At 55.9% G+C, this 22468-nt stretch carries 28 protein-coding genes; 17 read left to right on the forward strand and 11 right to left on the reverse strand.

Going from position 1 to position 22468, the window contains the following annotated elements:
• Positions 1–250 precede the first annotated feature (250 nt).
• From W02_RS20540 to W02_RS20555, 4 genes are all read right to left on the reverse strand, one after another.
• A complete protein-coding gene (locus W02_RS20540) occupies positions 251–1249 on the reverse strand; it encodes a hypothetical protein (protein ID WP_173051147.1) in 999 nt (332 codons plus the stop codon).
• A 77-nt stretch (positions 1250–1326) separates the two neighbouring features.
• Positions 1327–2208: a nuclear transport factor 2 family protein gene (locus W02_RS20545; RefSeq protein WP_173051150.1), complete on the reverse strand. Its 882-nt coding sequence runs from the start codon at positions 2206–2208 to the stop codon at positions 1327–1329.
• A gap of 55 nt (positions 2209–2263) precedes the next feature.
• Positions 2264–3040, reverse strand: coding sequence for a PP2C family serine/threonine-protein phosphatase (locus W02_RS20550; protein WP_173051152.1), 777 nt, complete (start codon positions 3038–3040; stop codon positions 2264–2266).
• Complete coding sequence (locus W02_RS20555) at positions 3037–3840, reverse strand: ribonuclease H-like domain-containing protein (protein WP_173051154.1); 804 nt, start codon at positions 3838–3840, stop codon at positions 3037–3039. The genes W02_RS20550 and W02_RS20555 overlap by 4 nt, the downstream gene beginning before the upstream one ends.
• Before the next feature lie 112 nt (positions 3841–3952).
• On the opposite strand from W02_RS20555, the gene W02_RS20560 reads away from it, so the two are divergent.
• The 6 genes from W02_RS20560 to W02_RS20585 are packed head-to-tail and all read left to right on the forward strand — an operon-like array spanning position 3953 to position 6737.
• Positions 3953–4336, forward strand: coding sequence for a cyclophilin-like fold protein (locus tag W02_RS20560; protein WP_173051156.1), 384 nt, complete (start codon positions 3953–3955; stop codon positions 4334–4336).
• 3 nt (positions 4337–4339) lie between these two features.
• Positions 4340–4621, forward strand: a complete 282-nt coding sequence (locus tag W02_RS21855; protein ID WP_173051158.1) for a DUF507 family protein — start codon at positions 4340–4342, stop codon at positions 4619–4621.
• A 28-nt stretch (positions 4622–4649) separates the two neighbouring features.
• A complete protein-coding gene (locus W02_RS21860; RefSeq protein WP_173051160.1) occupies positions 4650–4925 on the forward strand; it encodes a DUF507 family protein in 276 nt (91 codons plus the stop codon).
• Positions 4926–4932: 7 nt separating this feature from the next.
• Positions 4933–5388: a tetratricopeptide repeat protein gene (locus W02_RS20575; protein ID WP_173051162.1), complete on the forward strand. Its 456-nt coding sequence runs from the start codon at positions 4933–4935 to the stop codon at positions 5386–5388.
• A gap of 30 nt (positions 5389–5418) precedes the next feature.
• The gene (bcp, locus tag W02_RS20580; protein ID WP_173051164.1) at positions 5419–5886 is read left to right on the forward strand and encodes a thioredoxin-dependent thiol peroxidase; all 468 of its coding nucleotides are present in this window, start codon (positions 5419–5421) and stop codon (positions 5884–5886) included.
• 17 nt (positions 5887–5903) lie between these two features.
• Complete coding sequence (locus tag W02_RS20585) at positions 5904–6737, forward strand: hypothetical protein (RefSeq protein WP_173051166.1); 834 nt, start codon at positions 5904–5906, stop codon at positions 6735–6737.
• Positions 6738–6755: 18 nt separating this feature from the next.
• On the opposite strand, the gene W02_RS20590 is transcribed toward W02_RS20585, so the two are convergent.
• Entirely contained in the window at positions 6756–7301 is a 546-nt protein-coding gene (locus tag W02_RS20590; protein WP_173051168.1) for a hypothetical protein, read from the reverse strand.
• A 92-nt stretch (positions 7302–7393) separates the two neighbouring features.
• Between W02_RS20590 and W02_RS20595 the strand changes: the two genes are divergently transcribed.
• Positions 7394–7792, forward strand: a complete 399-nt coding sequence (locus W02_RS20595) for a DUF423 domain-containing protein (protein ID WP_173051170.1) — start codon at positions 7394–7396, stop codon at positions 7790–7792.
• 21 nt (positions 7793–7813) lie between these two features.
• Here the strand turns inward: W02_RS20595 and W02_RS20600 are convergent, their stop codons facing one another.
• A complete protein-coding gene (locus W02_RS20600) occupies positions 7814–8728 on the reverse strand; it encodes a hypothetical protein (protein WP_173051172.1) in 915 nt (304 codons plus the stop codon).
• A gap of 85 nt (positions 8729–8813) precedes the next feature.
• Complete coding sequence (locus W02_RS20605) at positions 8814–9614, reverse strand: dienelactone hydrolase family protein (protein ID WP_173051174.1); 801 nt, start codon at positions 9612–9614, stop codon at positions 8814–8816.
• Positions 9615–9769: 155 nt separating this feature from the next.
• On the opposite strand from W02_RS20605, the gene W02_RS20610 reads away from it, so the two are divergent.
• Positions 9770–10756 (forward strand): Gfo/Idh/MocA family protein, encoded by a 987-nt coding sequence (locus W02_RS20610; RefSeq protein ID WP_173051176.1) that lies wholly within the window; start codon positions 9770–9772, stop codon positions 10754–10756.
• On the opposite strand, the gene W02_RS20615 is transcribed toward W02_RS20610, so the two are convergent.
• Both W02_RS20615 and W02_RS20620 read right to left on the reverse strand, forming a co-directional pair.
• Complete coding sequence (locus W02_RS20615; protein ID WP_173051178.1) at positions 10753–10932, reverse strand: Lrp/AsnC ligand binding domain-containing protein; 180 nt, start codon at positions 10930–10932, stop codon at positions 10753–10755. The two genes, W02_RS20610 and W02_RS20615, sit on opposite strands and share 4 nt — an antisense overlap.
• Positions 10901–11548 (reverse strand): hypothetical protein, encoded by a 648-nt coding sequence (locus W02_RS20620; protein WP_173051180.1) that lies wholly within the window; start codon positions 11546–11548, stop codon positions 10901–10903. The genes W02_RS20615 and W02_RS20620 overlap by 32 nt, the downstream gene beginning before the upstream one ends.
• Before the next feature lie 164 nt (positions 11549–11712).
• Here W02_RS20620 and W02_RS20625 point away from each other — a divergent pair, with 164 nt between their 5' ends.
• Genes W02_RS20625 through W02_RS20635 form a run of 4 tightly spaced genes read left to right on the forward strand, consistent with a single transcriptional unit; the run spans position 11713 to position 13860 of the window.
• Positions 11713–12468 (forward strand): magnesium chelatase domain-containing protein, encoded by a 756-nt coding sequence (locus W02_RS20625; RefSeq protein ID WP_255458543.1) that lies wholly within the window; start codon positions 11713–11715, stop codon positions 12466–12468.
• A gap of 19 nt (positions 12469–12487) precedes the next feature.
• Positions 12488–13171: an ATP-binding protein gene (locus W02_RS21865; protein WP_255458603.1), complete on the forward strand. Its 684-nt coding sequence runs from the start codon at positions 12488–12490 to the stop codon at positions 13169–13171.
• A gap of 12 nt (positions 13172–13183) precedes the next feature.
• Positions 13184–13399 (forward strand): hypothetical protein, encoded by a 216-nt coding sequence (locus tag W02_RS20630; protein ID WP_173051181.1) that lies wholly within the window; start codon positions 13184–13186, stop codon positions 13397–13399.
• 35 nt (positions 13400–13434) lie between these two features.
• Positions 13435–13860: a hypothetical protein gene (locus W02_RS20635; RefSeq protein ID WP_173051183.1), complete on the forward strand. Its 426-nt coding sequence runs from the start codon at positions 13435–13437 to the stop codon at positions 13858–13860.
• Positions 13861–13872: 12 nt separating this feature from the next.
• Here the strand turns inward: W02_RS20635 and clpB are convergent, their stop codons facing one another.
• Positions 13873–16467 carry an ATP-dependent chaperone ClpB gene (clpB, locus tag W02_RS20640; protein WP_173051185.1) on the reverse strand — a complete coding sequence of 865 codons (2595 nt, stop codon included), beginning with the start codon at positions 16465–16467 and terminating at the stop codon, positions 13873–13875.
• Positions 16468–16592: 125 nt separating this feature from the next.
• On the opposite strand from clpB, the gene W02_RS20645 reads away from it, so the two are divergent.
• The 5 genes from W02_RS20645 (at position 16593) to W02_RS20665 (ending at position 22124) form a co-directional block, all read left to right on the forward strand.
• Entirely contained in the window at positions 16593–17414 is an 822-nt protein-coding gene (locus W02_RS20645) for a hypothetical protein (protein ID WP_173051187.1), read from the forward strand.
• A 136-nt stretch (positions 17415–17550) separates the two neighbouring features.
• Entirely contained in the window at positions 17551–19086 is a 1536-nt protein-coding gene (locus W02_RS20650; RefSeq protein ID WP_173051189.1) for a cell wall metabolism sensor histidine kinase WalK, read from the forward strand.
• Complete coding sequence (locus W02_RS20655; protein ID WP_173051191.1) at positions 19083–19877, forward strand: hypothetical protein; 795 nt, start codon at positions 19083–19085, stop codon at positions 19875–19877. Before W02_RS20650 ends, W02_RS20655 begins: the two co-directional genes overlap by 4 nt.
• 17 nt (positions 19878–19894) lie before the next feature.
• Positions 19895–21313 (forward strand): sigma-54 dependent transcriptional regulator, encoded by a 1419-nt coding sequence (locus tag W02_RS20660; RefSeq protein ID WP_173051193.1) that lies wholly within the window; start codon positions 19895–19897, stop codon positions 21311–21313.
• Between the two features lie 469 nt (positions 21314–21782).
• The gene (locus W02_RS20665) at positions 21783–22124 is read left to right on the forward strand and encodes a DUF4282 domain-containing protein (RefSeq protein ID WP_173051195.1); all 342 of its coding nucleotides are present in this window, start codon (positions 21783–21785) and stop codon (positions 22122–22124) included.
• 9 nt (positions 22125–22133) lie between these two features.
• Here the strand turns inward: W02_RS20665 and W02_RS20670 are convergent, their stop codons facing one another.
• A complete protein-coding gene (locus W02_RS20670) occupies positions 22134–22427 on the reverse strand; it encodes a hypothetical protein (RefSeq protein WP_173051196.1) in 294 nt (97 codons plus the stop codon).
• Positions 22428–22468 lie beyond the last annotated feature (41 nt).

Here is a 22468-nt window from a genome sequence, read left to right on the forward strand (position 1 = left end):
TATGACGCACGCCGGCATAACGATCCTGATGAATCACCTGCCAGGCCGAGAATTCAATACACGAGCTGCGCGGGGTCGCTATGTGAATAGCATACGGTCCGGCAGGAAACACAGTCCAGGAGAAGGGAAAAGCGTTCCCGCTTTGGTAGGGGGAAGGGAGGACAGAAATGCGAAACCAGCACAAAAAAGAACGGGTGGGGGCAGAGGTCGACTCCGATGGTGGTGATGGCCCACCAGAGTCTCCAAGCTCCTATTGCTGGGCCTGAGCAGTGTTGGTAGCCGGGCAGGCGCCAGGGGTCATATATAGCAGGTAGTTCCCCATTCCGTGCTGAAGCTCCTCTTTCTGAAGAGGATGGTGATGGACCATGACCATTTCATAGTCATCGGCTTTTGAGACCGGAAATCCCTGCCCGTTCTGATAGACCTGATGAGGTTGAAATTCGAGGAACTTTCCGTCCTGTTCCACGTCCGGAACGGTTCGGAGAAGGGTTTGTTTTCTCGTTTTGTTTTCCAGCGCGATCATCAACAATTCATCGTGACCATGGGGATACGCGAACTTCACGCAACCGTCCATCAAAAACTTCAATGGGGCTGCGTGCACTTGGACTCCAGGCTTGATCTCAATCCCTTCATCTGTCTGATCCGGGCCGCGTTGTGCGAATTTGCTATAGCACACCACATTCACGCCCACCTGGTAGACGTCCATTTCCTTCACCGGCGCCTGCTCCGGCGCCATGTACATGGTAAAGCTGGCCATGACATTCTTGGTGGGAGGAGCCTTATGATAAAAAGCCACTACTGACATGAGATGCTGCCCTTTGGCCAACTTGACCCCATATCCATCGGGAAATTTGGCTTCTGTCATTTCCAGACCGGCACCGCTGAAGAAAAGGGGCTCCCCCGGACAGGATACGCTCGGCTTATCGTTGTTGAGCATCAAAATATGGTGCAGATAGTTTCTAGGCAGTGGGACCCCCTCCTGCGTGAACACTGCCGATTTGAACCCGACCATGTACATATCCTTGGGAAGCTGAAATACATGTTTGGGCATCGAGGCCGCCAGATCTCCTTCATGTCCGGAGGGAAGGTCGATCGGGCCGAACGTCAGTGTCACTGTATTGTCCTGAATGCTCACGACGGTCGTCGTTTGGTTCTTAAGAGTGGGAACGGCATGATGATCATGCCCGCCGTCTGCAAACGCCGATGTAACCAAACCCAGGGTCATGACGACCAACACGATCAGATTCATATATCCTCCAGCTGAAAAGGGAAGATCCGAGGTGAGTAGATGAATGCGGGGTCTGTTTGCTGAAGAGTCGAGAGGCCTCATCGCGCAGACGGAACCGGAGTCATTCGTTTCCATTGATATGTGCCGCCGTGTTCGCGAGGTGGAATACTCTTCTGACTTCCGACGCGGGTATACCACCAGACTCCCTTGGCTTGGGTCCCGTCTTCAGACAGGAGAACCTCGAAGCCTCCTTCTCTATCGTTTCCCGGCTGGTGCCAGGTTCCCTGCCAGAGACGGTCTGAAAATTTTGTGGTGACGAACCGGCCGCCATGCTGCGTGTAGGGGCCGTTCCCGGCTTTGTCGAGGGTCGCTTTATAACGCTTATCGTCTTCCACCTCGAGAATATCCCACTCGCCGCTCAAGTCAAACGAAAGAGCTGAAGAGTTCGATGCCAGCGTACCGGCTGCCGGTTTCTGTGCTTCATCGGTGAGACGTACGGCCCCACCAGAGTTTCTGAACGATTCATGCCAGGAGAGCAATACCCAGTGACCTTCGCGCCGCTCCAACACCCCGGTCTCCCGTAGCGGAAGCAACGATTTCTGTCGCTCACTGCCTTCCTTGACCGTACGGATGTAGTCCAGTTCCATGGTGTACCAGGCCAGATCGCCTTTGGTCCACACCTTCAGCTCTTTGATCGGTAGATCAAGCGAAACTGCAGATGAAAACTCCTCAAGCATGTCGCGTTCGAGATCCGCCCATCCGACATACTTACGTCCCATAATGGTATAACTGGTGATATCGTCATCGTGCGCCATCAGTCGAGACAGCGCCGCCATGTCCTTTTGGGCATTTGCACGGACCATGGCACGAATGGCAGCTTCCGCGCCGAGATCCTCCGCGGCGAATCCAAGATTTAACCCTGCCTGGAACAAATTCAACGTCAGCAAGCACAAACTGATCCGTATGAGTTGACGCAACATGACACTCCGCTTGTTAGGAGGGGATGCGTGAGGCTACATGGGCGCTCACGCCTTGTCAATGGCCGTCTGCAGGATATGGCGGCCTGGATGTGCACACGACAACAGTCACATTATCCACCCCTCCTCTTCGCAGGGCTTCGCCGACAAGACCATGGCATGCTTCCTTAGGAGTGTGACGGTACTGGGATAGGATCTTGGCTATATCATCATCCCCGAGCATCTTGGTGAGTCCGTCGCTGCACAGCAATAGTACATCGCCCGGAATGAGCGGGACCGATACGTAATCCGGTCGGGGCGTCGAATCGATGCCGAGCGCACGGGTCAGAATGTGACGCTCTGGATGGGTAGCAGCAGCCGATGCATCCAGCAGTCCGTTGCGGATGTATTCTTCAACAACCGTATGGTCGCGGGTAAGTTGATTCATGAGATTTCCGTGCAGAAGATAGGCGCGGCTGTCTCCCACGTGTGAGATATGCGCAATGGGAGACGGCGTTGCCGTAATTGCGACGAGGACGATCGTCGTTCCCATGCCTCGGTTCCATGGTTGAAGATTCCCCCGATCCCAAATTGCCTGATTGGCACCGACCAGCAGGTTGGACAACGCCTGTTCGGGTGCTCGATACAGATGTTGGGTAAACTCAAGAGCATGCAATACTTTCTCGCGGACGATTTCTACTGCTGTGTTGGCCGCCAGATCCCCGGCAGGATGTCCTCCCATCCCATCGGCTACGACCCAGATCCGATGTTCATTGAGTACAGCGAAGGCATCCTGATTGGCGGTGCGCACATATCCCGTGTCGGTGAGGCCGGCTCCGACCCAAACGTCTGTCATGGAGTTCCGGATGGCGGGGCGGTCTTTCCCGCCTGGATGCCCACCGACGGTGGGCCGTACTGCGTAACCATCCGATCGAACAACAAGTCCGCCAAGGGTTCGAGATTCTTCGTGTCGGCGGTATTGTAGCGCAGTAAGAGCTCGAGGGAAGACGTATCACCGCGTCTCCATTGGTGCCATAGACGTACGGCGTCCCATCCATCCAGTCCCTCGAGGGTCGAATCTCTTTCAATCAGCATCTCCCGTTCTATTCCCTTCAGCCCTCCACGCAACCCCAACCGTCTGGCGGCAAAGCAAAGGTCGAAATGTGGTTTGTCGAATTTCAGACGTGGGTATGTTGCCCGGAGGTACGGTATATCAAAACCTCGGCCAAAAAACGTGACGAGGATATCGGTCTGCTCGAGCTCGGCCTCCATATATTCCTCCGCCAGGTTTTCCCCGTGAATCAGGCTCGTCATTCCTCCATTTCGATAGAGGCCTATGACCGTGACTTGGCCCACTCCAGCTGGAAGACCCGTCGTCTCGATATCCAGGTAGAGGGCCCTATGACGGAAGGTGCCATACAAACGCCAGTGATCACGGCTCTTGAGGCAGGTACCAAAATACGCGGCTCGACCCGCTTCGAGCTGCGAAGTCGCGACGAGAAGGTCCTGATCATACCAGGATTTTCTGGCTGCAGACAGTGTGGGAACTGCGGATTGCTGCAGGAAATTTGCCCAATCGGTCACGCCGATTTCCCAAAGACGCCGCTCCATGGCAGGCCCCAGTCCGTTGAGCAACACGAAGGTGGAAGTCAGCATGATGCGGGGATTGTAGCCTTGATTTCATGTGATAAACAAGCTAAAGTCCGCGATAGGAGCGGCGTTTCGAGATTGTGAAAAATTGAGTGCATGAGGCGTGCATGAGGCGTGCATGAGTGAATCAATAAAAAAGATACGAATCACGGTCGGTTCTGTCCAGGTCGAGGCGGAATTGAAAGGAACAAGGACGGCCGGAGAGGTCTATGCGGCGCTGCCGGTTGAAGTTCCCGTCAACTCTTGGGGAGAAGAGTTTTATTTCAAACTGGGAGGGGTGAAGGATCATCGGGAAACCGCCACCAATCAAGTAAAAGTCGGCGATGTGGCCTTTTGGGGGGCCGGGCAAGTCGTCGCAATCTTCTTTGGTCGAACGCCCATGAGTATGGGCCCCGATCCTGTTCCTGCCGACCGTGTGAACATTATCGGTCGCATCCTCGGTGACGCGACGATTTTCAGACGAGTCATGGAATCTCCGACCATCAGAATGGAACGGGCGTGACGGATGCGGCTCTCCAAGGAACGGGTTCGACATTTGGCAGAGGCGCTTACGGCCAAGTTGGAAGCAGAAGGACATATCGTCTTATCGGGGCCGCGCCAATCGTTTGTGGACCTTCTGGACCGCACCGTGACCGATGAATTATCAATTGAGGACAAACTGAACGCCGAGGTTCGACAGCTGCTGAAGACCTACGAGCATGAAATCGAACGGGGAAATGTCGATTACCAGAAGATGTTCATGATGTTAAAAAGCAAACTGGTCCGCGAACGAGGTTTGGTTCTTTGACGGAATGCATAGTGCCGGGAGTCCTGGTATGCTGAGCGAAGACAAAACGACCCACCTCTCGCATGTGATTCTCAAGGCCGTCAAGAGTTCGTCGCATGTGGCGGTCAAAACCGATGATAGCCGGGTCTTGAAAGACATCAAACGTGTGTTGACTGTGGAATTGGCGCAGGAAGCTGAGATCGACAGGAAGACTCGCGCCAAGCTCGCTTCGTATTCGAGAGGGATCGTGGAAGGCAGTCAGGAATGGGACGTACTCTACCGCAAGACATTCGAGGAAGAGACGCGAAAGCAGGTAAAGGGATAACATGCTTATGAAGCCGATTTGCACAGGTAGAACCGCTGTATCGATCATTCTCGTCGTCATGATGATGGGAGGATCGCTCGCTTGTGCGAAGAAGGTCAAACCGCTCGTGCCTCTCACCCTCGAGTCCCGTGTTCCGCCTCAGGCGGTAACCCTGACGGAACAAGGGACTCAAGCGTTTCAAGGGAAACAGTTTGAAGAAGCCAAAGGGTACTTTTACCAGGCTGTGACGGCGGCACCAGAGTCCGGGCAGGCCCATTATAACTATGCGCTCGCGCTCAATGCGTTGGGCGACACGGAGCAGGCGAGACAGCAATTCATCGAAGCGGCGAATCTGGCTCCTGGAGACAAAGTCATCTGGGACTCTCCGGCGTTACGGCAATACGGCAACCCGCAATCGCCGAAGGCCTTCAAGGAACACCCCACGACCAATAGTCGGCCGACATTTGGCGGCGGGCCCCGGTAGAAATTTCGATTAGTCGAGGAGGATGAACGAATGGCAAAATCCTTAGATGTCGGAGACAAGGCGCCCGAATTGTCACTCCCGGATCAACACGGCAAAACGGTCACGCTGAGCAGTTTCAAAGGCAAGCAGGTGGTGCTCTATTTTTATCCGAAGGACGATACCCCCGGCTGCACGAAAGAATCCTGCGATTTTCGGGATGTCGAGTCACAGATTATGCGTGCGGGTGGCGTGATTCTCGGGGTCAGTCTCGATAACAAGGAATCGCACCAGAAGTTTGTCAAGAAGTACGGATTGCCGTTTGCACTCCTCAGCGATGAGGATGCGTCAATCTCCAAGGCCTATGGGGTTTATAAGGAAAAAAACATGTATGGCAAGAAGTATTGGGGGATTGAACGGAGTACGTTTGTCATCGACTCCGCGGGAAAGCTGAAAGCGGTCTTTCGCAAGGTCAGTGTAGACGGACATGCGGACGCCGTCTTAACCGCCCTGAAATCCTAGGAAGGCATTTAGGGCAGATGCGGTGTTTCCTGTCCTTTTGTGCGTCCACCTCGTTGATCCTCATCACGCTTAACGGCCTGCTTGGAGCCCTGCCTCTGGCCGGCGCCGAACCGAAAGTTCCCGCGCAGCTTCATGTCCGTGATGCTCTGACATCCCCCGGCCGACCGGTCGTGATCGAAGCAGCCCTGGCCGTTGAGACTTCCGGAACGGAACACCCCGCTGCCGGAGAAGTCCTTGAATTGATTCAGGAGGGCAGGCCTCTCGCCAGCGCGCAGACGGATTCCGCTGGCCGGGCGGTGTTCCAATACACGCCGAAGGTCCGCGGCTCGGTGTCATTGCTGGTACGGACCTCCGAAACCTCGCGATTATCGGCAGAGGCCGCCACGACCGTTGCCGCTTGGGAGCACCGTGCTCCACTGCTTGCAGTGGAGTGGTCGGCGATGATTGCCGATCCTGCAGAACAAACTCCGTTCCCGGTTGCCGCGGACGAACTCGGGAAACTGTCTCAGTTCTATTTCAACCTCATCTATGTCGTGACCGAGCAGGAGGCCGCTGGAATGCCGTTTACGGCCGATTCGCGTGCTAGACGATGGTTGGCCTCACACAAGTTTCCGGCTGGGTACGTACTGGTTCTGCCGCCGATAGACACAGCGCTGGGGACCAAGATCGATGAACTCCGGTCGGAAGGATGGACGACTCTGAAGATTGGGATCGGACGTAGCAGAAAGTTTGCCGAAGCGTTTCTTCAGCGTCGGCTGGAAGCGGTCATGGTGCCGGAACCTCCGCCGGGAGAAGCGCCGAAGAAAGCGAAGGTGGCAAAGGAGTGGATTGATGTGAGGAAGAAACTCTAGCGAACGCCGGACCTTCCGTTACCATTTTCCCAGCCAATGACGGCATCCGGCATAGTAGGCGAACACGGCGATTCCCAAAATGACTACAGCGTGTACGATGTGTTGAGTTTGGATATCGGGTGCAATCCACCGACTGATGAACAAGAGCCCTGCGGCGACGACGGTGACGGCCAAGGTGGTGCGTTTCGGACAGGGGCGGAGACGGCGGCCTTCATATGCCAGAATGATCCATACGACCATCCATCCGAGCGCTCCGATGATCAGAGCGCCAATCATATCCGTCATGCTCAATAACAGACTGTCGACGATCAGGTCGAACGGCTTACGCGTGGTCAGTTCGGGTCCGATCCGCATCCACTCACCGAAAGTCAGAAGAGCCAATACGACGATGATGCCGACGGCGAAGGCCTCCTTCGACATCCCGTAGTCGCGGTCGGACTCCGCATGGCGGTGGCTGAAAGAGCTGGGGAGAGACGTCCGCTTGTGCAGCAGATCATACCCGCATTCGCAGACAAGGCAGGTATCCGGATTCGTGGCTAAACAGCGTGGGCATTCCATAGTCATCGCAACCGTTATCGCCTTCTATACTGTTCCCAAACCAATTATACCGCGGCGCCATCCCTCATGAGCGTCCGCTTTGTCCCAGGAGAATGGTCATGCATGGACGATCGTCAGCATCTCAGTTCCTTTTCCTCGGATGCCTCTTCGCGGCCGGCGCCGTGGGGGCCGGGGCATTCGGCGCGCATTCCCTCAAGCATGTGCTCGATGCGTCCATGCTGACCGTCTTTGAAACAGCCGTCCGGTATCAAATGTATCATGCTCTCGCGCTTTGCATTGTGTCTTGGGCGATGGACCGGTATGCAGACCCCCGACTTTCTTCAGTGGGATGGTTGTTTACCGCCGGGATTATCGGCTTTTCTGGAAGCCTTTACGCGGTTTCGCTGTTGGAAATCCGTTGGTTGGGGGCGGTCACCCCTCTGGGGGGCGTCGCTTTTATCACAGGCTGGATCCTGCTGGCGTGGCGGGTAAGACAACCCAGAGGCAATATGCAGTAAACGTCTGAGAACTGCGCGGTCTCACGAGGCGCACTTTCCCGTCCGCTTTCCGCTGACGGAACCCCACCCGCCTTGGGAGTTGACGAACGTCCCTTCAAGCCGTTGAGCCTCTTTGGTGAACAAGAGGCTATCCTCTTGAGTCCTTCCCCCGGACTCCCAGCGGAGGTAGACGGTATCACCCAGAACGATGGCTTCGGCAAGACCGGGTATCTTGTCTGCCTGTCGGCCGGGTGGGGAGAATTCCAAGGAAAGCTTTTGTTCCTGATGATGCTGCTGATGGTTGTGAACCACCCAATGCCACGTGCCGCAGAGACGTGCCTGACCCCGCAAGCTACGTATGCGATCTCTCCAGGAATTCAGTCTGAACCATTCGGTCATTGCGAGTTGGCTGGCCTCGGTCATGGACCGACCTGCCAGGAGAGCGATGCCGATTGAGTCGGTGGCAGCTGGAACTGAAAGATCAGTTCCTGAAGGGGAAGTGTGGAGAAGCGTGCTGAAGGATGGTAGCGAACCCAGCGAATTCAGCCATGTGGAGCGCGATGGAGCAATCTGAGGCAGGGAAAGACGGTGCTCCGCATGGGTCTCGGCGGCCGTCACAACAGAATCCGAAAGGTCCCATACGACGAGTGCCGCTGCGAGCCGCTGCGCCGACAGGTTGATTTCAGATACCATGAGTTCTTTTGAGAGCTTCGGGGGCAAACCTTTGGCGCTGATGGTGCCGGCGGCATCCTTCAAGCCAAGCGACGGGCCCAGAAAATCGATAAAGAGCTTCAATGCGGATTCGTCGGACTCGACATCGCGAAGGCGGTCTCTGTTTGCCTGGATGACAGCCTGCCAGTCGGGGAGATCGTCGCTTGCACGGACTTCAATGGGCACTTTCGCGACCAGCAGGACAACAAGAATCGATAGGCTTATGCGGATGAACATGGCCGGCATGCGGCTGACCTTGCCAAGATGAAAGGTGGAGGAAGGGATCGAGCGATCCTCGTGAATCGACGGTTGTTGCACGATAAAAAGCGCGCTATGCCACCTGAAGGCATGATTTTAAGAACGCCGCGGTGGCATTCCAGGCCTGGGTGTGAGTATCCTCGCGGTAGCCGTCGGGACGGAGCTCGTTGCTGAACGCATGCGGGGCATCCGGGTAAGTTAGGATCTCGACACGTTTGTCATAGTCGGCTGCGGCCTTACGGAGTCGGTCAACGTCGTCCGGAGCGACCCATGTATCGCGACCAGGCTGGTGGTATAGGACCGGGCAATACAAGTCCTTCAACAGGCTGTCAGGCTGAACCATTCGTCCATAGTATGAGACAGCCGCCCGTAGACGCTTGCGTTGGCAGGCGAATCGCAGGGCGAAACTACCGCCCATCCCGAACCCCACAACCCCATGGATATTCCGTTTGACGTGCTCTTTCGTGTTGAAATATTCACAACAGGAATTGATGTCTTGAATAACCAGCGATTCGGTGAGTTTATTCATCAGGGCTTCCGCCACTTCGCCGTTGGCCGTCACCATTCCCCCGAGTCGCGCATAAAGATTGGGAATGATCACATTGTAGCCCTCACAGGCCAGTCTGGATCCGAGATCCTTGATCTGTGAATTCAGCCCCCACCATTCGTGCAACAGGACGATTCCCGGGAAGACGCCCGGAACCTGCGGCCAGAATTGAATACATTCAACCTGCACATGTTTGGTCACCCTAGTCCGGATGTATGGATCAACGGCCGCGTCGGTCGCCGTTGGAATAGCCGCCCCGCTTGGAAAGCGGCACGTTCCAGTTCCGATCTGTTCTGGGGTGAAGGGGGCGGTAGTGGAAGTTGCCACGGCGTCAAAGCTCCTTATCGAACATGCAGGAAAAATATTATGTTAATTGTCTCAAGATACTATAGGGAGCGGTTCGACGGATTGTCAATCGCAGCGCACTCGGATTACAGATAGGAGATTTGGATGCTCACAAGAAGAGCAAGTGGGAGGAAATCATGATCGTGTTGCCGAAAGGACCGATCGGTGTCGGTCTCGTCGGGGTCGGGAGACACGGAAGCCGGTATGCACGATATTTGGCCAAGGATGTGCCGGGCGCCGTTCTTGCTGCGATTTGTCGTAAGCGAGTGGAAGAACAACTTCCCTTCGATAACGTTTCCGTATACGGGGATTTCCGTGATCTGATCGCTGATCCGCGTGTTCACGCCGTCGTCGTGGTGACCTCACCGCTATTGTGTCATGACATTTGCCTCGAGGCAGTGCGAGCGGGAAAGCCGGTTTTGGTTGAAAAACCGTTGGCGTTCAACGGTGCCCAGGCCAGATCGATGGTCGCTGAAGCGGACCGGGCCTCGGTTCCTCTCATGACCGCGCAGACCATGCGGTTCGATCCGACCATTCTCAAACTGAAAGAACAGCTCGGGCTAATCGGTCGCCTTCAGACTGTAACATTACGAAGCCACATCGAAACCAAGGCCAATGTGCTGAGCGATCATGGAACTCCTGTAAGCCTGGGAGCCCTGTTGGAACTCGGGATCCATATGTTGGATCTTGTACGCTTCGCCACCGGCGAAGAAGTCGCTCGGGTGCAAGCGGTGCTTGTTCCGCCTGCTGATGAGGGGCCGGAACAGGCAGTTCAGGCGCGAATGCTGACGGCTGAGGGTATCGAATGTCTCTTGGACGTGGCGCGGGTAGAGGGACGACGACAGGGGTGGAGTGAGTGGGTAGGCAGCGAGGGGATGCTACGGGCTGACTGGTGCTGCCGAACCGTTAGGTATACCGATCGTCACGGTGAATCAACTGAATGGATCGTCGAGCCTGAACCTACGGTGCTTGCCGTTCTCATGGCATTCATCCGCGCCATTCGAGACGGAGTTCCACCGCCGATTACCGGCGCAGATGGATGCCGTGCGGTCGAATTGGCGGATGCCTGTTATCGATCATCCGAAACGGGCGGAGCCTGGATGGACGTGGCTTCCCTCGATTAACTGTCCGCCACGATGTGGGTATCGGTTTCCTCGACGCCTTCGATCTGATGAATTTTAGTGATGACGACGTCCGACAGCGCACGTTCATCATTGACACTGATGAACAGAAAGATATCCGGTTGACCGAAACAGGAGTGGGCTTGTTCAACTCCCGTGAGCTTCCGAAGAGATTGCAAGACGTCTTTTGTCCGTCCCGCCTTGACCTTGATCAGAATATAGGCCTTGGTCGCCATGAGGTCGCTCCTTTCTATGGGGTCCTCCGCTGCCCGGCATTTCCCGTCGCCGCTGGGTAAACACCCGGTGAATGTCCTGCCCGCGTTGATGAAAGCTGGCTTGCGCGCTATCGAACAGCTTCAGTAAATACTCGAAGTCACGAATGTGCATGTTGAACGATGAAAAGGCCTCATCCAGACGAAATCGTTCATTTCCCGGGAGAGTCCCATAATACGAACTCATGGCCTCCAGCGTTTGTGATGACCAGCCATACCGCCTCAGATCGTCGATCTGTTGTTGATCGATCCCTTCCTTGGTGAGGGCGTGATCGAGAAACTCGGATACCGCTCGGTCGGAGCTCTTCATAAAGACGGACTGAAATTGAATGACCACCTGGATGACGCGATTCGCCTCTGGAGTGCCTTCAGGCGGAAGGACATCGGCATCTTGAAGTGTGGCGAGCAGGGCCATGGAAGCACCAACCGCAGTGCTCGGGGTGCGACCGGGCATTTGACCCTGGGCAGGACCCGTGAGAAACCCTGCGCAGATGGCGATCGTCAGAATAGAAAGAACCTGCATGGACGAATTATACAGAAGGTCGAAAACAGGAGCCACCCAGGAGTCTGTGCACGCAATCTGTATGAATGGAACCATTGAATTGATGCGCCGCCAAGGAAATTCTTGAAGCAGTTAGGAAGCCTTCTTATAATTCGATACCTCAACATTACTCATAGGAGCCTTTCATGCTTGCCAAGGTCGTGAGCGTGGCGTTGGCCGGACTCGATGCGAATCTGATCGAGGTCGAGGTGGACATTGCTGGCGGACTTCCTCAATTTTCCGTCGTCGGGCTTCCTGACGCGACGGTGCGAGAGAGCCGTGACCGAGTCCGATCGGCTCTCAAAAACACAGGCTTTCATTTTCCAGCCAAACGAATCACGGTCAATCTCGCCCCTGCGGACGTAAAGAAGGAAGGAGCGGGACTCGATCTGGCAATAGCCATAGGCATCCTCATAGCCGAAGATGTCGTCCCCCAGGAAGGTTTGTCCGGACGTGCCTTGGTAGGAGAATTATCACTTGACGGTCATATCAAATCGATTCCCGGAGCGCTGTCGATTGGGATGGCGTGCAGGAACGGCTACGGAGTTATTATGCCGGCCTGTAATGCGAAGGAGGCGGCGATCGTCGGTGACGTTGCCGTGTATCCGGTGCATACGCTGCCGGAGGTTGTAGCGTTTCTCAGAGGAACGAAGGGGATCAGCCCCATGGAATGCGACCGCAGCCAGTTCTTTTCGATGCGTCCGGTGGAGGAAGACGATTATGGCGATGTTCGGGGGCAGGATCAGGCCAAACGGGCGTTGGAAGTTGCCGCAGCGGGCGGTCACAATGTTCTGATGGTAGGGCCTCCCGGCTCCGGGAAAACGATGCTGGCCAAGCGGCTTCCGACTATCTTGCCACTGTCCGCTTCTCACCGTCCGGCCGTTTCGCGCGCCTCACCATAGCATTTCCGATGCTGGGCTCATCGGCGGCGGAGCGGTTCCGCGGCCCGGCGAAGTCTCTCTCGCCCACAACGGGATTTTGTTTCTGGATGAATCTCCTGAATTCCGCCGTCCTGTTCTGGACGGTCTCAGACAGCCGTTGGAAGATGGATATGTCGTGTTGACCAGGGTCAGCGCCTCACTGCGTTATCCCGCCCGGTTCATGTTGATTGCTGCCATGAATCCCTGCCCATGCGGATTTTATGGCAGCCGTTCGCACGAATGCACGTGTACGCCTCACCAGGTCAGACGGTATCGAGCTCGGCTGTCCGGGCCGTTACAGGATCGTCTGGACATCCATGTCGAGGTTCCTGCCGTGTCGGTCCAAGAACTCCAAGGGCAGGAGGCGGCAGCCGAAACGTCCGCCGTGATCCTCTCTCGTGTCGTGGAGGCCAGACGGCGTCAGGTGGATCGATATGCGAAAGACGGCATCCATACGAATGCCCAGTTGAAGCCGCGGCTGCTGAAGCGGTATTGTGGCCTGGACAAGCCTGCGCTGGACCTCCTGCAACAGGCAATGGTCAAACTCGGTCTCTCAGCCCGCGCTCACGGACGCATATTGCGGGTGGCACGGACGATCGCCGATCTTGCGGGTGCGGAGCGCATTCATGCGATTCACGTTGCAGAAGCGATTCAGTATCGCAGTTTGGACCGGCGCCTGGAGTGAGAAGAAGGCGACATGATGCCGACCGTCAAGGTGTTCATCTGGTGGTTTATCGTTGGTGCGACGATGGCCTTGGCGGTGATCATGCTCCAAGGCGGTATTCGTGAAGTGATGCAGGCGCAAGGGTCTGTCTGGGAATTGAAGCTGGTGGAATTGCTGACGACGATTATGGGCGGAGGGTTGTTGGGCGGCTGCATTGCGCTCATTCTCGACCGCATCAAGAAATCCTGACAGGTATTCGTCATTATCGAGAACGAGGAGCAATCATGGACCTGGAGATTGGTTCGAACCTGTATCGAAACACCGACGGCACGGTAGAAATTCAGGGGATCCCGCAGATTCAGATTTCGCTGAGAGAGCCGGCCAAAACCGTCCTTGTGAATTTCGCCCTCTTTGACGGAACGGGCAAGGTGATGGCGAAACTCGTTGACAGCACGCTCATGTTCAACGAGCGGCGCGCCTATGAAGTATCCAAAACCTCAAGCCGCGTGACGCTGACTCATACGGATTCGAAGAAAGTCGTGCTGGAAATTGCGCTCAAGACTCCGAACGTGATTGCGTTGACAAAAGGCAGCTTTCACTCGGTCAAGGGTAATCTGGTCGAGGTATCCGACAAAGAATGGAAGATCGACCGTCAGCAAGCCAGCGGCACCACCGAGGACGCGGCGGGTGGTGCCGTCAGAATCGGATGACCCGATGATTCATCACGATGCGACCGGAGTGATGGAGATCTGATTGTTCTTCACATCGACTGCGGCCGTTTGCCCGTCCCGCAGTTCTCCTTTGATCAGTTGGCGGGCGATAGGCGTTTCCAATTCCTGCTGAATCAGCCTCTTGAGAGGTCTGGCCCCGTAGACGGGATCGTAACCGCGCTCTCCGAGGTACCGAAGTGCCGCCTGCGTCGCCGTCAGCGTGATACGACGCTCCGCCAACCTGCTTTTTAGCCGCTCGAGTTGTATCTCGACAATCGTCGTCAGTTGATCCGTTTCCAATGGATGAAATACCACCGTCTCGTCGACGCGGTTGAGGAATTCAGGACGGAAATGACGGCGAAGCTCGTCCATGACGACGGCGCGGACATCCTCGTATGTCGATCGGCGCGAGCGCTGGGCTTCGAGGATTTGAGGACTGCCGATGTTCGATGTCATGATCAGGACGGTGTTCTTGAAGTCGACCGTCCGGCCCTGTGAATCCGTCAGACGCCCGTCGTCAAGCACCTGAAGCAGCACATTGAAGACGTCATGATGCGCCTTCTCGATTTCATCAAAGAGGATTACTGAAAAGGGTTTTCGACGCACGGCCTCGGTCAGTTGTCCTCCCTCTTCGTACCCCACATATCCCGGCGGCGCTCCGATCAATCTGGCGACGGTATGTTTTTCCATGTATTCGGACATGTCGATTCTGATCAGATTGCCTTCGTCATCGAACAGGGTCGCAGCCAGGGCTCTGGCTAATTCCGTCTTACCGACGCCAGTGGGACCGAGAAACAAAAATGAGCCGATCGGTCGGTTCGGGTCTTTAATTCCTGAACGCGCGCGCAGGACCGCATCGGCTACGGCCCGGACCGCTTGATCCTGCCCCACGACGCGCTGATGAAGCAGCTCTTCCAGCTTGAGAAGTTTCTCCATCTCGCCTTCCATCAACCTGGAAACCGGTATGCCGGTCCATCGGCTGACTACGGCCGCGATGTCATCCTCGTCGACCTCCTCCTTGAGCAGTCGACTCTCGCCTTGTTTCTTCCCCAGCTGTTGCTGTTCGATGGACAGTTCGCGCTCGAGACGAGGCAACTCTCCATACCGCAATTCCGCGACCCGGTTCAGGTCGTAGGCGCGCTCCGCCTTTTCGATCGCGAGTTTCACTTCTTCGATGGCCTCGCGATGCTTGCGCAGTCGTGCCACGGAAGCCTTCTCGGAGTCCCACCGGGTCTTCAACGCCTGGAGATCCCGCTGCTTTTCATTCAATTCCTGCTCGAGGGCGGTCAGCCGCGCGTGACTGGCCTGATCTTTTTCCTTCCGTAGAGCTTCTCGTTCGATTTCGAGCTGCAAGACCTTTCGAGAAACCTCGTCCAATTCGGCGGGAAGACTATCGATCTCCGTGCGCAGGCGGGCCGCCGCTTCATCAACCAAGTCGATGGCCTTGTCCGGTAAAAAGCGGTCGGCGATATACCGGTGCGAAAGTTTCGCTGCCGCCACGAGAGCGGCATCCTTGATCCGGACGCCGTGATGGACCTCATAACGTTCCTTCAGGCCGCGCAGAATGGAAATCGTATCCTCCACGGTCGGTTGATCCACCAGCACCGTTTGAAATCGACGTTCGAGAGCCGCATCCTTCTCGATATGCTTTCGGTATTCGTCCAGGGTCGTGGCCCCGATGAGATGCAGTTCGCCACGGGCCAACATGGGCTTGAGGAGATTGGCAGCGTCCATCGCGCCCTCTGCAGCGCCGGCTCCGACAACCGTATGGAGTTCGTCGATGAACAACAGGATCTGCCCCTGGGAAGACTGAATCTCCTTCAACACCGCCTTGAGACGCTCCTCGAATTCACCGCGGAACTTCGCACCTGCGACCAGCGCACCCATGTCCAGCGCGATCACCCGTTTTTGTTTGAGTCCTTCGGGGACGTCACCCTTGACGATGCGGATGGCCAGGCCTTCGACAATGGCCGTTTTCCCGACGCCCGGTTCGCCAATCAACACAGGATTGTTTTTGGTTCGACGCGAAAGAATTTGAACGACCCGGCGGATTTCTTCGTCGCGACCGATCACGGGGTCCAGCTTGCCCTGGCCGGCCAGCTGAGTCAGGTCGCGTCCATACTTTTCGAGTGATTGATAGGTGCCTTCAGGGTCCTGTGTCGTGACGCGTTGATTCCCTCTTACCTGTTGAAGCGCCGGGAGGAGCCGATCCCGGGTCAGGCCGAGCTTCTTGAACACGCCGCCCTCCTGGACCATAGCGAGAAGGACATGTTCCACGCTGAGAAAATCATCTTTCAATGCCCGCTGTTCATCTTCGGCCTTGGTCAGCACGTGATTCAGACGGGGAGTAATGTGCAACTGACCCGGGGCGCCAGTCGCGCCTTGAACTTGAGGGAGCTTGGCGAGCGCCTGCTCGGTGGCCTGCTTGACCGCCTGTATCGACACGCCGGCCTGTTCGCATAAGGATGGGACGATGCCTCGCTCTTGCTCGAGTAAGGCCAGCAGCACATGTTCGACGTCAATGCCCTGATGGCTTCGTCTCATGGCATGAGACGAGGCGGTCTGAAGCGCTTCCTGAAGTTTAATCGTCGCCCGATTCATATCCATGTGGCCTTCCTCCCGTATCGCCATATCTATGAGCAATCCATAAGCATAAGTTCAGTCAAGTCAACGCCATGAAGAACTCCGCTTGACCCTGGACCAGTGGCCCGCTATTGTCCATCCCAGTCATTATGATCTCTCCGACGCTCGCCCTGTACCACAAGGCCCTTCAAAAGACCTGGCAATCTCTTCAACGGGGGTGGGTCACCATCCTCGCGGTCGTCGGGTTTGGCTTCCTCCTTGTGCTCGCGACACAACTCGCGGGCGGCCTAGGTATCGCCGGAGGATTTCTGCTCGGAGCTGTGAACGCGCTGTTGGTTGGAGCGACGTTGAGCTTGATCGAACAGTCGGTCGCCTTTGCCCGGCGGTTGACGATGCAGGATGTCTTCGACAGCTTTGGCCGGTATTTTTGGGATGTCATCGGGGTCGGGTTCGTGTTGTGGATTCCATTGATGGTGCTCGACATGGGGATGGAGGCGAATCCGTATGGACAATTCCTTTCGTATGCCGTCCTGCTTCTCGTCTTTCTTTTGCTCAACCCGGCGCCGGAAGTCATCTATCAGGTCCGGCACGACTCTCCGTTGGATGTCTTCAAGAGCTCGTATGACTTTGTCATGGAAAATTGGATTGAATGGTTCATCCCCATCGCCATTCTCCTCATTCCTTTGGTGCTCTCTCCGATGGGCCTCAGGTCGGTCTTCTCAATATCCAGCCGCGCAGGACGCGGAGCGGGACTCGACTTTTTCCAGATCCTGATACTCCCGTTCACGATCCTGGGCGGCTGGCTGGACTATCTGGGCGTCCCCCCCGCCATCAGTTCTTACGTCGTGTTGGTGCTGACACCGCCCTTAGCCGTGGCCATGATGTTATTTCGTGGCCATCTCTTTGCATCACTTGTGAACTCCTCCCGTCGTCAGCGGCAATTTGCCTCGCGGATCGCCGGAGACGAGTAAAGTCTCCAAGAGACGGGGTACGGCCGCTTAAAGCCCCGCGGCAGCCGCAAAAACCGAATTTGACCCTTATAGAAAATTGAGGCTCCCCCGCGTGATTTCTTTATGGAAACCCTTGAGAACTGCTGCGAATTAGTGTATGGATTTACCTACACCAAAGACAGTTATTAAAACCAGTCAGCCCGGTGAAGGGACATCCCTCGTGCGGCTATCGATTTTCTGGCGGATCGTACTGACGTCTCTTCTTATTATCGTTGTGATGGCCGGCGTCAACCTGTACGCCCTGATTCAGCTCAGGCAACTATCGGCCCTCAGCACGAAGATGGCGGTTCAGCACTATCCGGCCATCGAAGCGGCAAAACGATTGTTGACGCTCGCGTATGTCCAGCTCAACAGCGAAAAGAAGTATCTGGCCGTGCGGGATGCCACGTTTCTCGAACATTTCGATGAAGAGGTCGAAGAATTTCGGAAAGGCATCGACACGCTGCTGTTGCAGGAAGTTTCCCCGGAGGGAATCCAGCTACTGGAGCATGCCAAACGACTTCAACAAGAACGGTTGGGTATGTTCCACGCCGATTTGGATCAGCCTCAACGTGCTGTCGTCGCCCTGTCAACGGCCTACGAAAGCCGGCGCAATTTGGTGATGGATCAACTGACGACGACGATGCAGCACTATATCGATTTTCATGAATCAGGGATCATCACCGGCGTCAGGCGATCGCGTGAGAGTTCCGCGCAAGCCGAGGCAGTGACGGAGCAGCTCGTCTTGTTGGCTCTGTTATTTGGAATCGGATTGGCGGGGATCGCGAGTTATACGATCTTACGTCCGCTCCGGCAATTACAAGGACATATCAAGCAGATCGGGCAGGGTAACTTTCGGGCATCCCTGAACATTCGAGCCCCGAGTGAACTCAGAAACCTCGTCGATACGGTCAATTGGATGGGAGGCAAACTTCAGGAACTCGATGACATGAAGGGGGAGTTCCTGGCCCATGTGTCCCATGAATTGAGAACGCCCATGGCCTCGATTCAGGAGGGCACCCACTTGCTGCTGGATGAAATCCCCGGCCCGTTGGTGCCGGAGCAGCGCACGACGCTGAGAATCATGGCAGACAGCAGCAGACGCCTCATTCATCTGATTTCGACCATTCTTGATCTTTCCAAAATGGACGCGGGGATGATGGAGTACCGAATCGTCGCGACCGATCTCAAGCGCATTGCCGACATCTCGGTCAACAAGATCCGGTTGCTCGCGGATGCGAAGCATGTGCAGCTCGTAGTGGAAGCGCCGGCACAACGTGTGTGGGTCAAAGCCGATTCAGTGCGCATTGAGCAGGTGTTGGACAATCTGTTATCAAATGCCTTGAAGTTCAGCCCTGAGGGAGGCATTGTGAAGGTCTTGATGCGGCCCGACTTGAAGGTGGGTGTGCTCGAGGTCTCTGTGTCCGATGTCGGGCCGGGCATTCCAGCCGACGATCTGCCGCATATATTCGAGCGGTTTTACCAAGGACGAACGTCATCCAAACAGTCGCTGCCCGGCAGCGGACTTGGCCTGGCCCTGGCCAAGAAAGTCGTGGAAGCGCACGGAGGTCGGATTTGGATCGAAAGCGAAGTGAAGAAGGGAACGACTGTACGGTTTGTCCTACGCATGACGAGGCGGGTGGAAGCAGCATGAAGTCATTGCTCCGGTTGGGCGGCTCTGTGGGGTATGCGATGTTCGCAGCTTTGGCCATAAGCGGTTGTGCATCATGGGCACCCACGCCTTCGGGGACATCCCCATTTTTCACTGTGGAACCTGCCGAAACCAAGGCCATGCAGACGATGGCAAAAAAACAGGATGCACTCGTCGCAAAATGCGCCGAACGCAATTCATGTGACCAGGCCTATTTCACACGCGCACTTATCGCCCTGTACGAAAGTCATGACAGCGCAGTGAAGTACTTCGAAAAGGTGATCGCGACATCGCCGCGCAGCCAATTGGCGGCTACGAGCAAGATGTGGCTGCAATTGCTCCAACAGTATCCGAATCCTACAGAGCGGTCATGGACGACTTCCGTGATGGCTGCTCCTGCCGTATCCGATGGACAGATTGTCCTTGCACAAGCTTCGGATCGGCTGGTGCGGGATTTGCTTGATAGGGAATTGATCATTCAACAGTTGCGGGCGATGAAGGATTCCGATTCTCAGGCCATCGAAGTGTTGCAGCGGGATTTGGCTGAGCGGGAACGGAAGGCCGATGCCTTGATCGGTAAAAAAGATCCTCCTCCAAAGGTTCCGGGAGAAAGCGGCACCATCCAGTCGCTTCAAAAGCAACTGGTGGAGCGCGAAAAAAAGATCGACGAATTGTACAACCAGTTGGAAGCGCTCAAGCGTATCGATCAGGAGACCAGGGAAAAGATCCGTCCTATTCGCCCGCCGTCAACGGTTGCTCCGCTGACGGCGCCGGAACTGGCGCCAACACAATAAAGGAAGTCGAGCACACCATGGAACAAGAGCACATTCTCGTTATCGATGATGAAGAAGGTCTGTTGCAGCTCGTAAAGATGCGGCTCAACGCAATGGGGTTTGCCGTCACCGCGTGCACGAACGGCCATGATGCCGTCAGCGCGGCCAAAGTGAATCGGTTCGATCTGGCGATCACCGACCTCCGTCTGCGGGGGGAGGACGGGCTGGATGTGACCGAAGAACTGCTGCGGATCCATCCGGGATTGCCCGTGATTATCCTGACGGCCCACGGAAGCATTCCGAACGCCGTCGAAGCCGTGCAGCGCGGGGCGTTCGGGTACCTGACCAAACCGTTCGATGACAAAGAGCTGAAATTGAAGATCGAGGAGGGATTGTCTCCCCAGCGGATGACGCGCGAGATTCAGCGGCTGAAATCGCTGGTCAACGAGCTGTATGGAATGGAGAACGTCGTGGCGCGCAGCCCGGCGATGCAGCGGTTGCTGCAACAGGTGGTGCAAGTCGCCGATTCCGATGCCACGATGCTGCTCTTCGGTGAAACCGGGACTGGAAAGGAAGTGTTTGCCCGGGTGACCCACGCCAACAGCCGGCGAAGCAAGGGGCCGTTTGTCGCGCTCAATTGCGCGGCTATTCCTGAAACCCTGTTTGAATCGGAGCTGTTCGGGCACGTCCGAGGTGCCTTCACCAGCGCACTCGGTCCAAAGAAAGGGCTATTTCAAAGCGCGCACGGAGGAACGTTGTTCCTCGATGAAATCGGCGAAATGCCGCTATCGATGCAGGTCAAGCTCTTGCGCGCGGTGCAGGAACGCGAAGTGCGGGAGGTCGGAGCGGAGCAGGCGACCAAGGTGGATGTCCGGATCATCGCGGCCACCAATAAGGATCTTGGCGAAGCTGTCAAGAATGGGACGTTTAGAAACGATCTCTATTACCGTATTTCGGTCGTCCCTCTGTTCATTCCTCCTCTCCGTGACCGGCGAGACGACATACCGATCCTGGCGCAGCATTTTCTCGTCGCAAGCGCCAAGCGCGCGAACAAGGAGGCCCGCGGGTTCACGCCCGCAGCGCTGCACCGGCTGGTGACGAACCTGTGGCCTGGAAATGTGCGTGAACTCGAGAATGCGATTGAAAAGGCCGTCGTCATGTCCCGGCAGGATATGATCACTCCGGATCTGCTTCCTTCGATCGGGACGACGCCGGATTCGCAGCTCAAGCCTCTGACAGAGGCAAAAGAAGAATTTGAAAAGACGTATTTGAAGAACGTGTTGCAATTGACCGGCGGCAACATCTCGAGAGCAGCCCAGCATGCCGGACGGTATCGCGCCGACTTTTACAAAATGCTCAAGAAGTACGGACTCCATCCCTCTTCGACGAAAGTGAAGGCGGGGCCGGAGGTCGAAGAAATGGAGGAGGAAGCCGATCTGACCGAGGCGGAGCGGTAGCGGTCGGGTTCCTCAGTGCGTGAGGCAAGAACTCAATGTCGATCTTTGCCGCCTGTGACTTTTGGTTCGTTGATCGGATCCATCGTGTTGAGAATGGCATTTCCGCAGGTGCGTCTTCTCACGCCTGACCGAATAGCCTGCCCACCTGCGTTTACGAATATCGGCCATCGTCCCGTTCGGCCGCGGATCGCATCTCGTTACTGAGATGATCGGCGCGGCATGGCGCCCTCCGGTTCCTATCACCCGGCAGGAGGCTCGAACAAGAGCATGACCGATGGTATGCTCGTAATATCGTCATCGGAATTCCGCCGCACAGAGCGCATGACGATCTCCACCTGCTCAGCGGGACGATCAATTCCCTTGGAAGCGGATCTCTTCATTGCAAAGGTGAATGATGAAATGTCCCAATTGTTTGACCGAAAATCCTGATGAGGGAGACCAGTGCAAATCATGCGGCATGAGATTCAAGGTGAAACGCCGGCCGTCTGCTCCGCGCCATGATTCCATCGCCGAATACTTCACATTCAGACACATGGTCGCGCCGTTTTGGATCAGAAGTGCCTATGTGCTCGGGCTGATCACCATCACCGGCGCCAGTATGGCGGCCATGCTGTTGCCGTACATGGTGACCTATTCCGAACATGATCACATGCTGGTTCGTATAGGCAGCATGGTCGTGCTCGTAGTCGGCAACATCTTGTGGCGGATACTCTGCGAGATGGTGATCGTCCTGTTCAGGATGCACATGCTGTTGGAGCGGCTGGACGACAGGGCTCGATGGCTTGCGGGGGTCGATACATTCGACAACTGAGCAGCCCTGTTATCCACATCGATTTGTATCACCGATATCTGCTCCGTTAGAGGCATATCCCGGCAAGAGTTTCCGTGTTCGATAATCCTTCTCTTCACATGTGAGTTTTCCTTCTTCACGCAGCGGCGCTGCAATCCCGATCATGAAGTCGGTGACCTGTTCCGGTTTATAATCACGTGGAAGGCCGGACAAGAGATCGGATTCAGTCCTCTTATTAGGAACGGCGGCGAGAAATCCTTGCATGCGATGGGTTTGTGTTATGCCGAGCGATTGAGAACGCTTGGTTGTACGCCGAATGCGCATGATTTACTATACTTGACATTAGGTAATGTATAACTGTATTT

Origin of the sequence: Nitrospira sp. KM1, from assembly GCF_011405515.1 — a bacterium.
Taxonomy (GTDB): Bacteria; Nitrospirota; Nitrospiria; order Nitrospirales; family Nitrospiraceae; genus Nitrospira_C.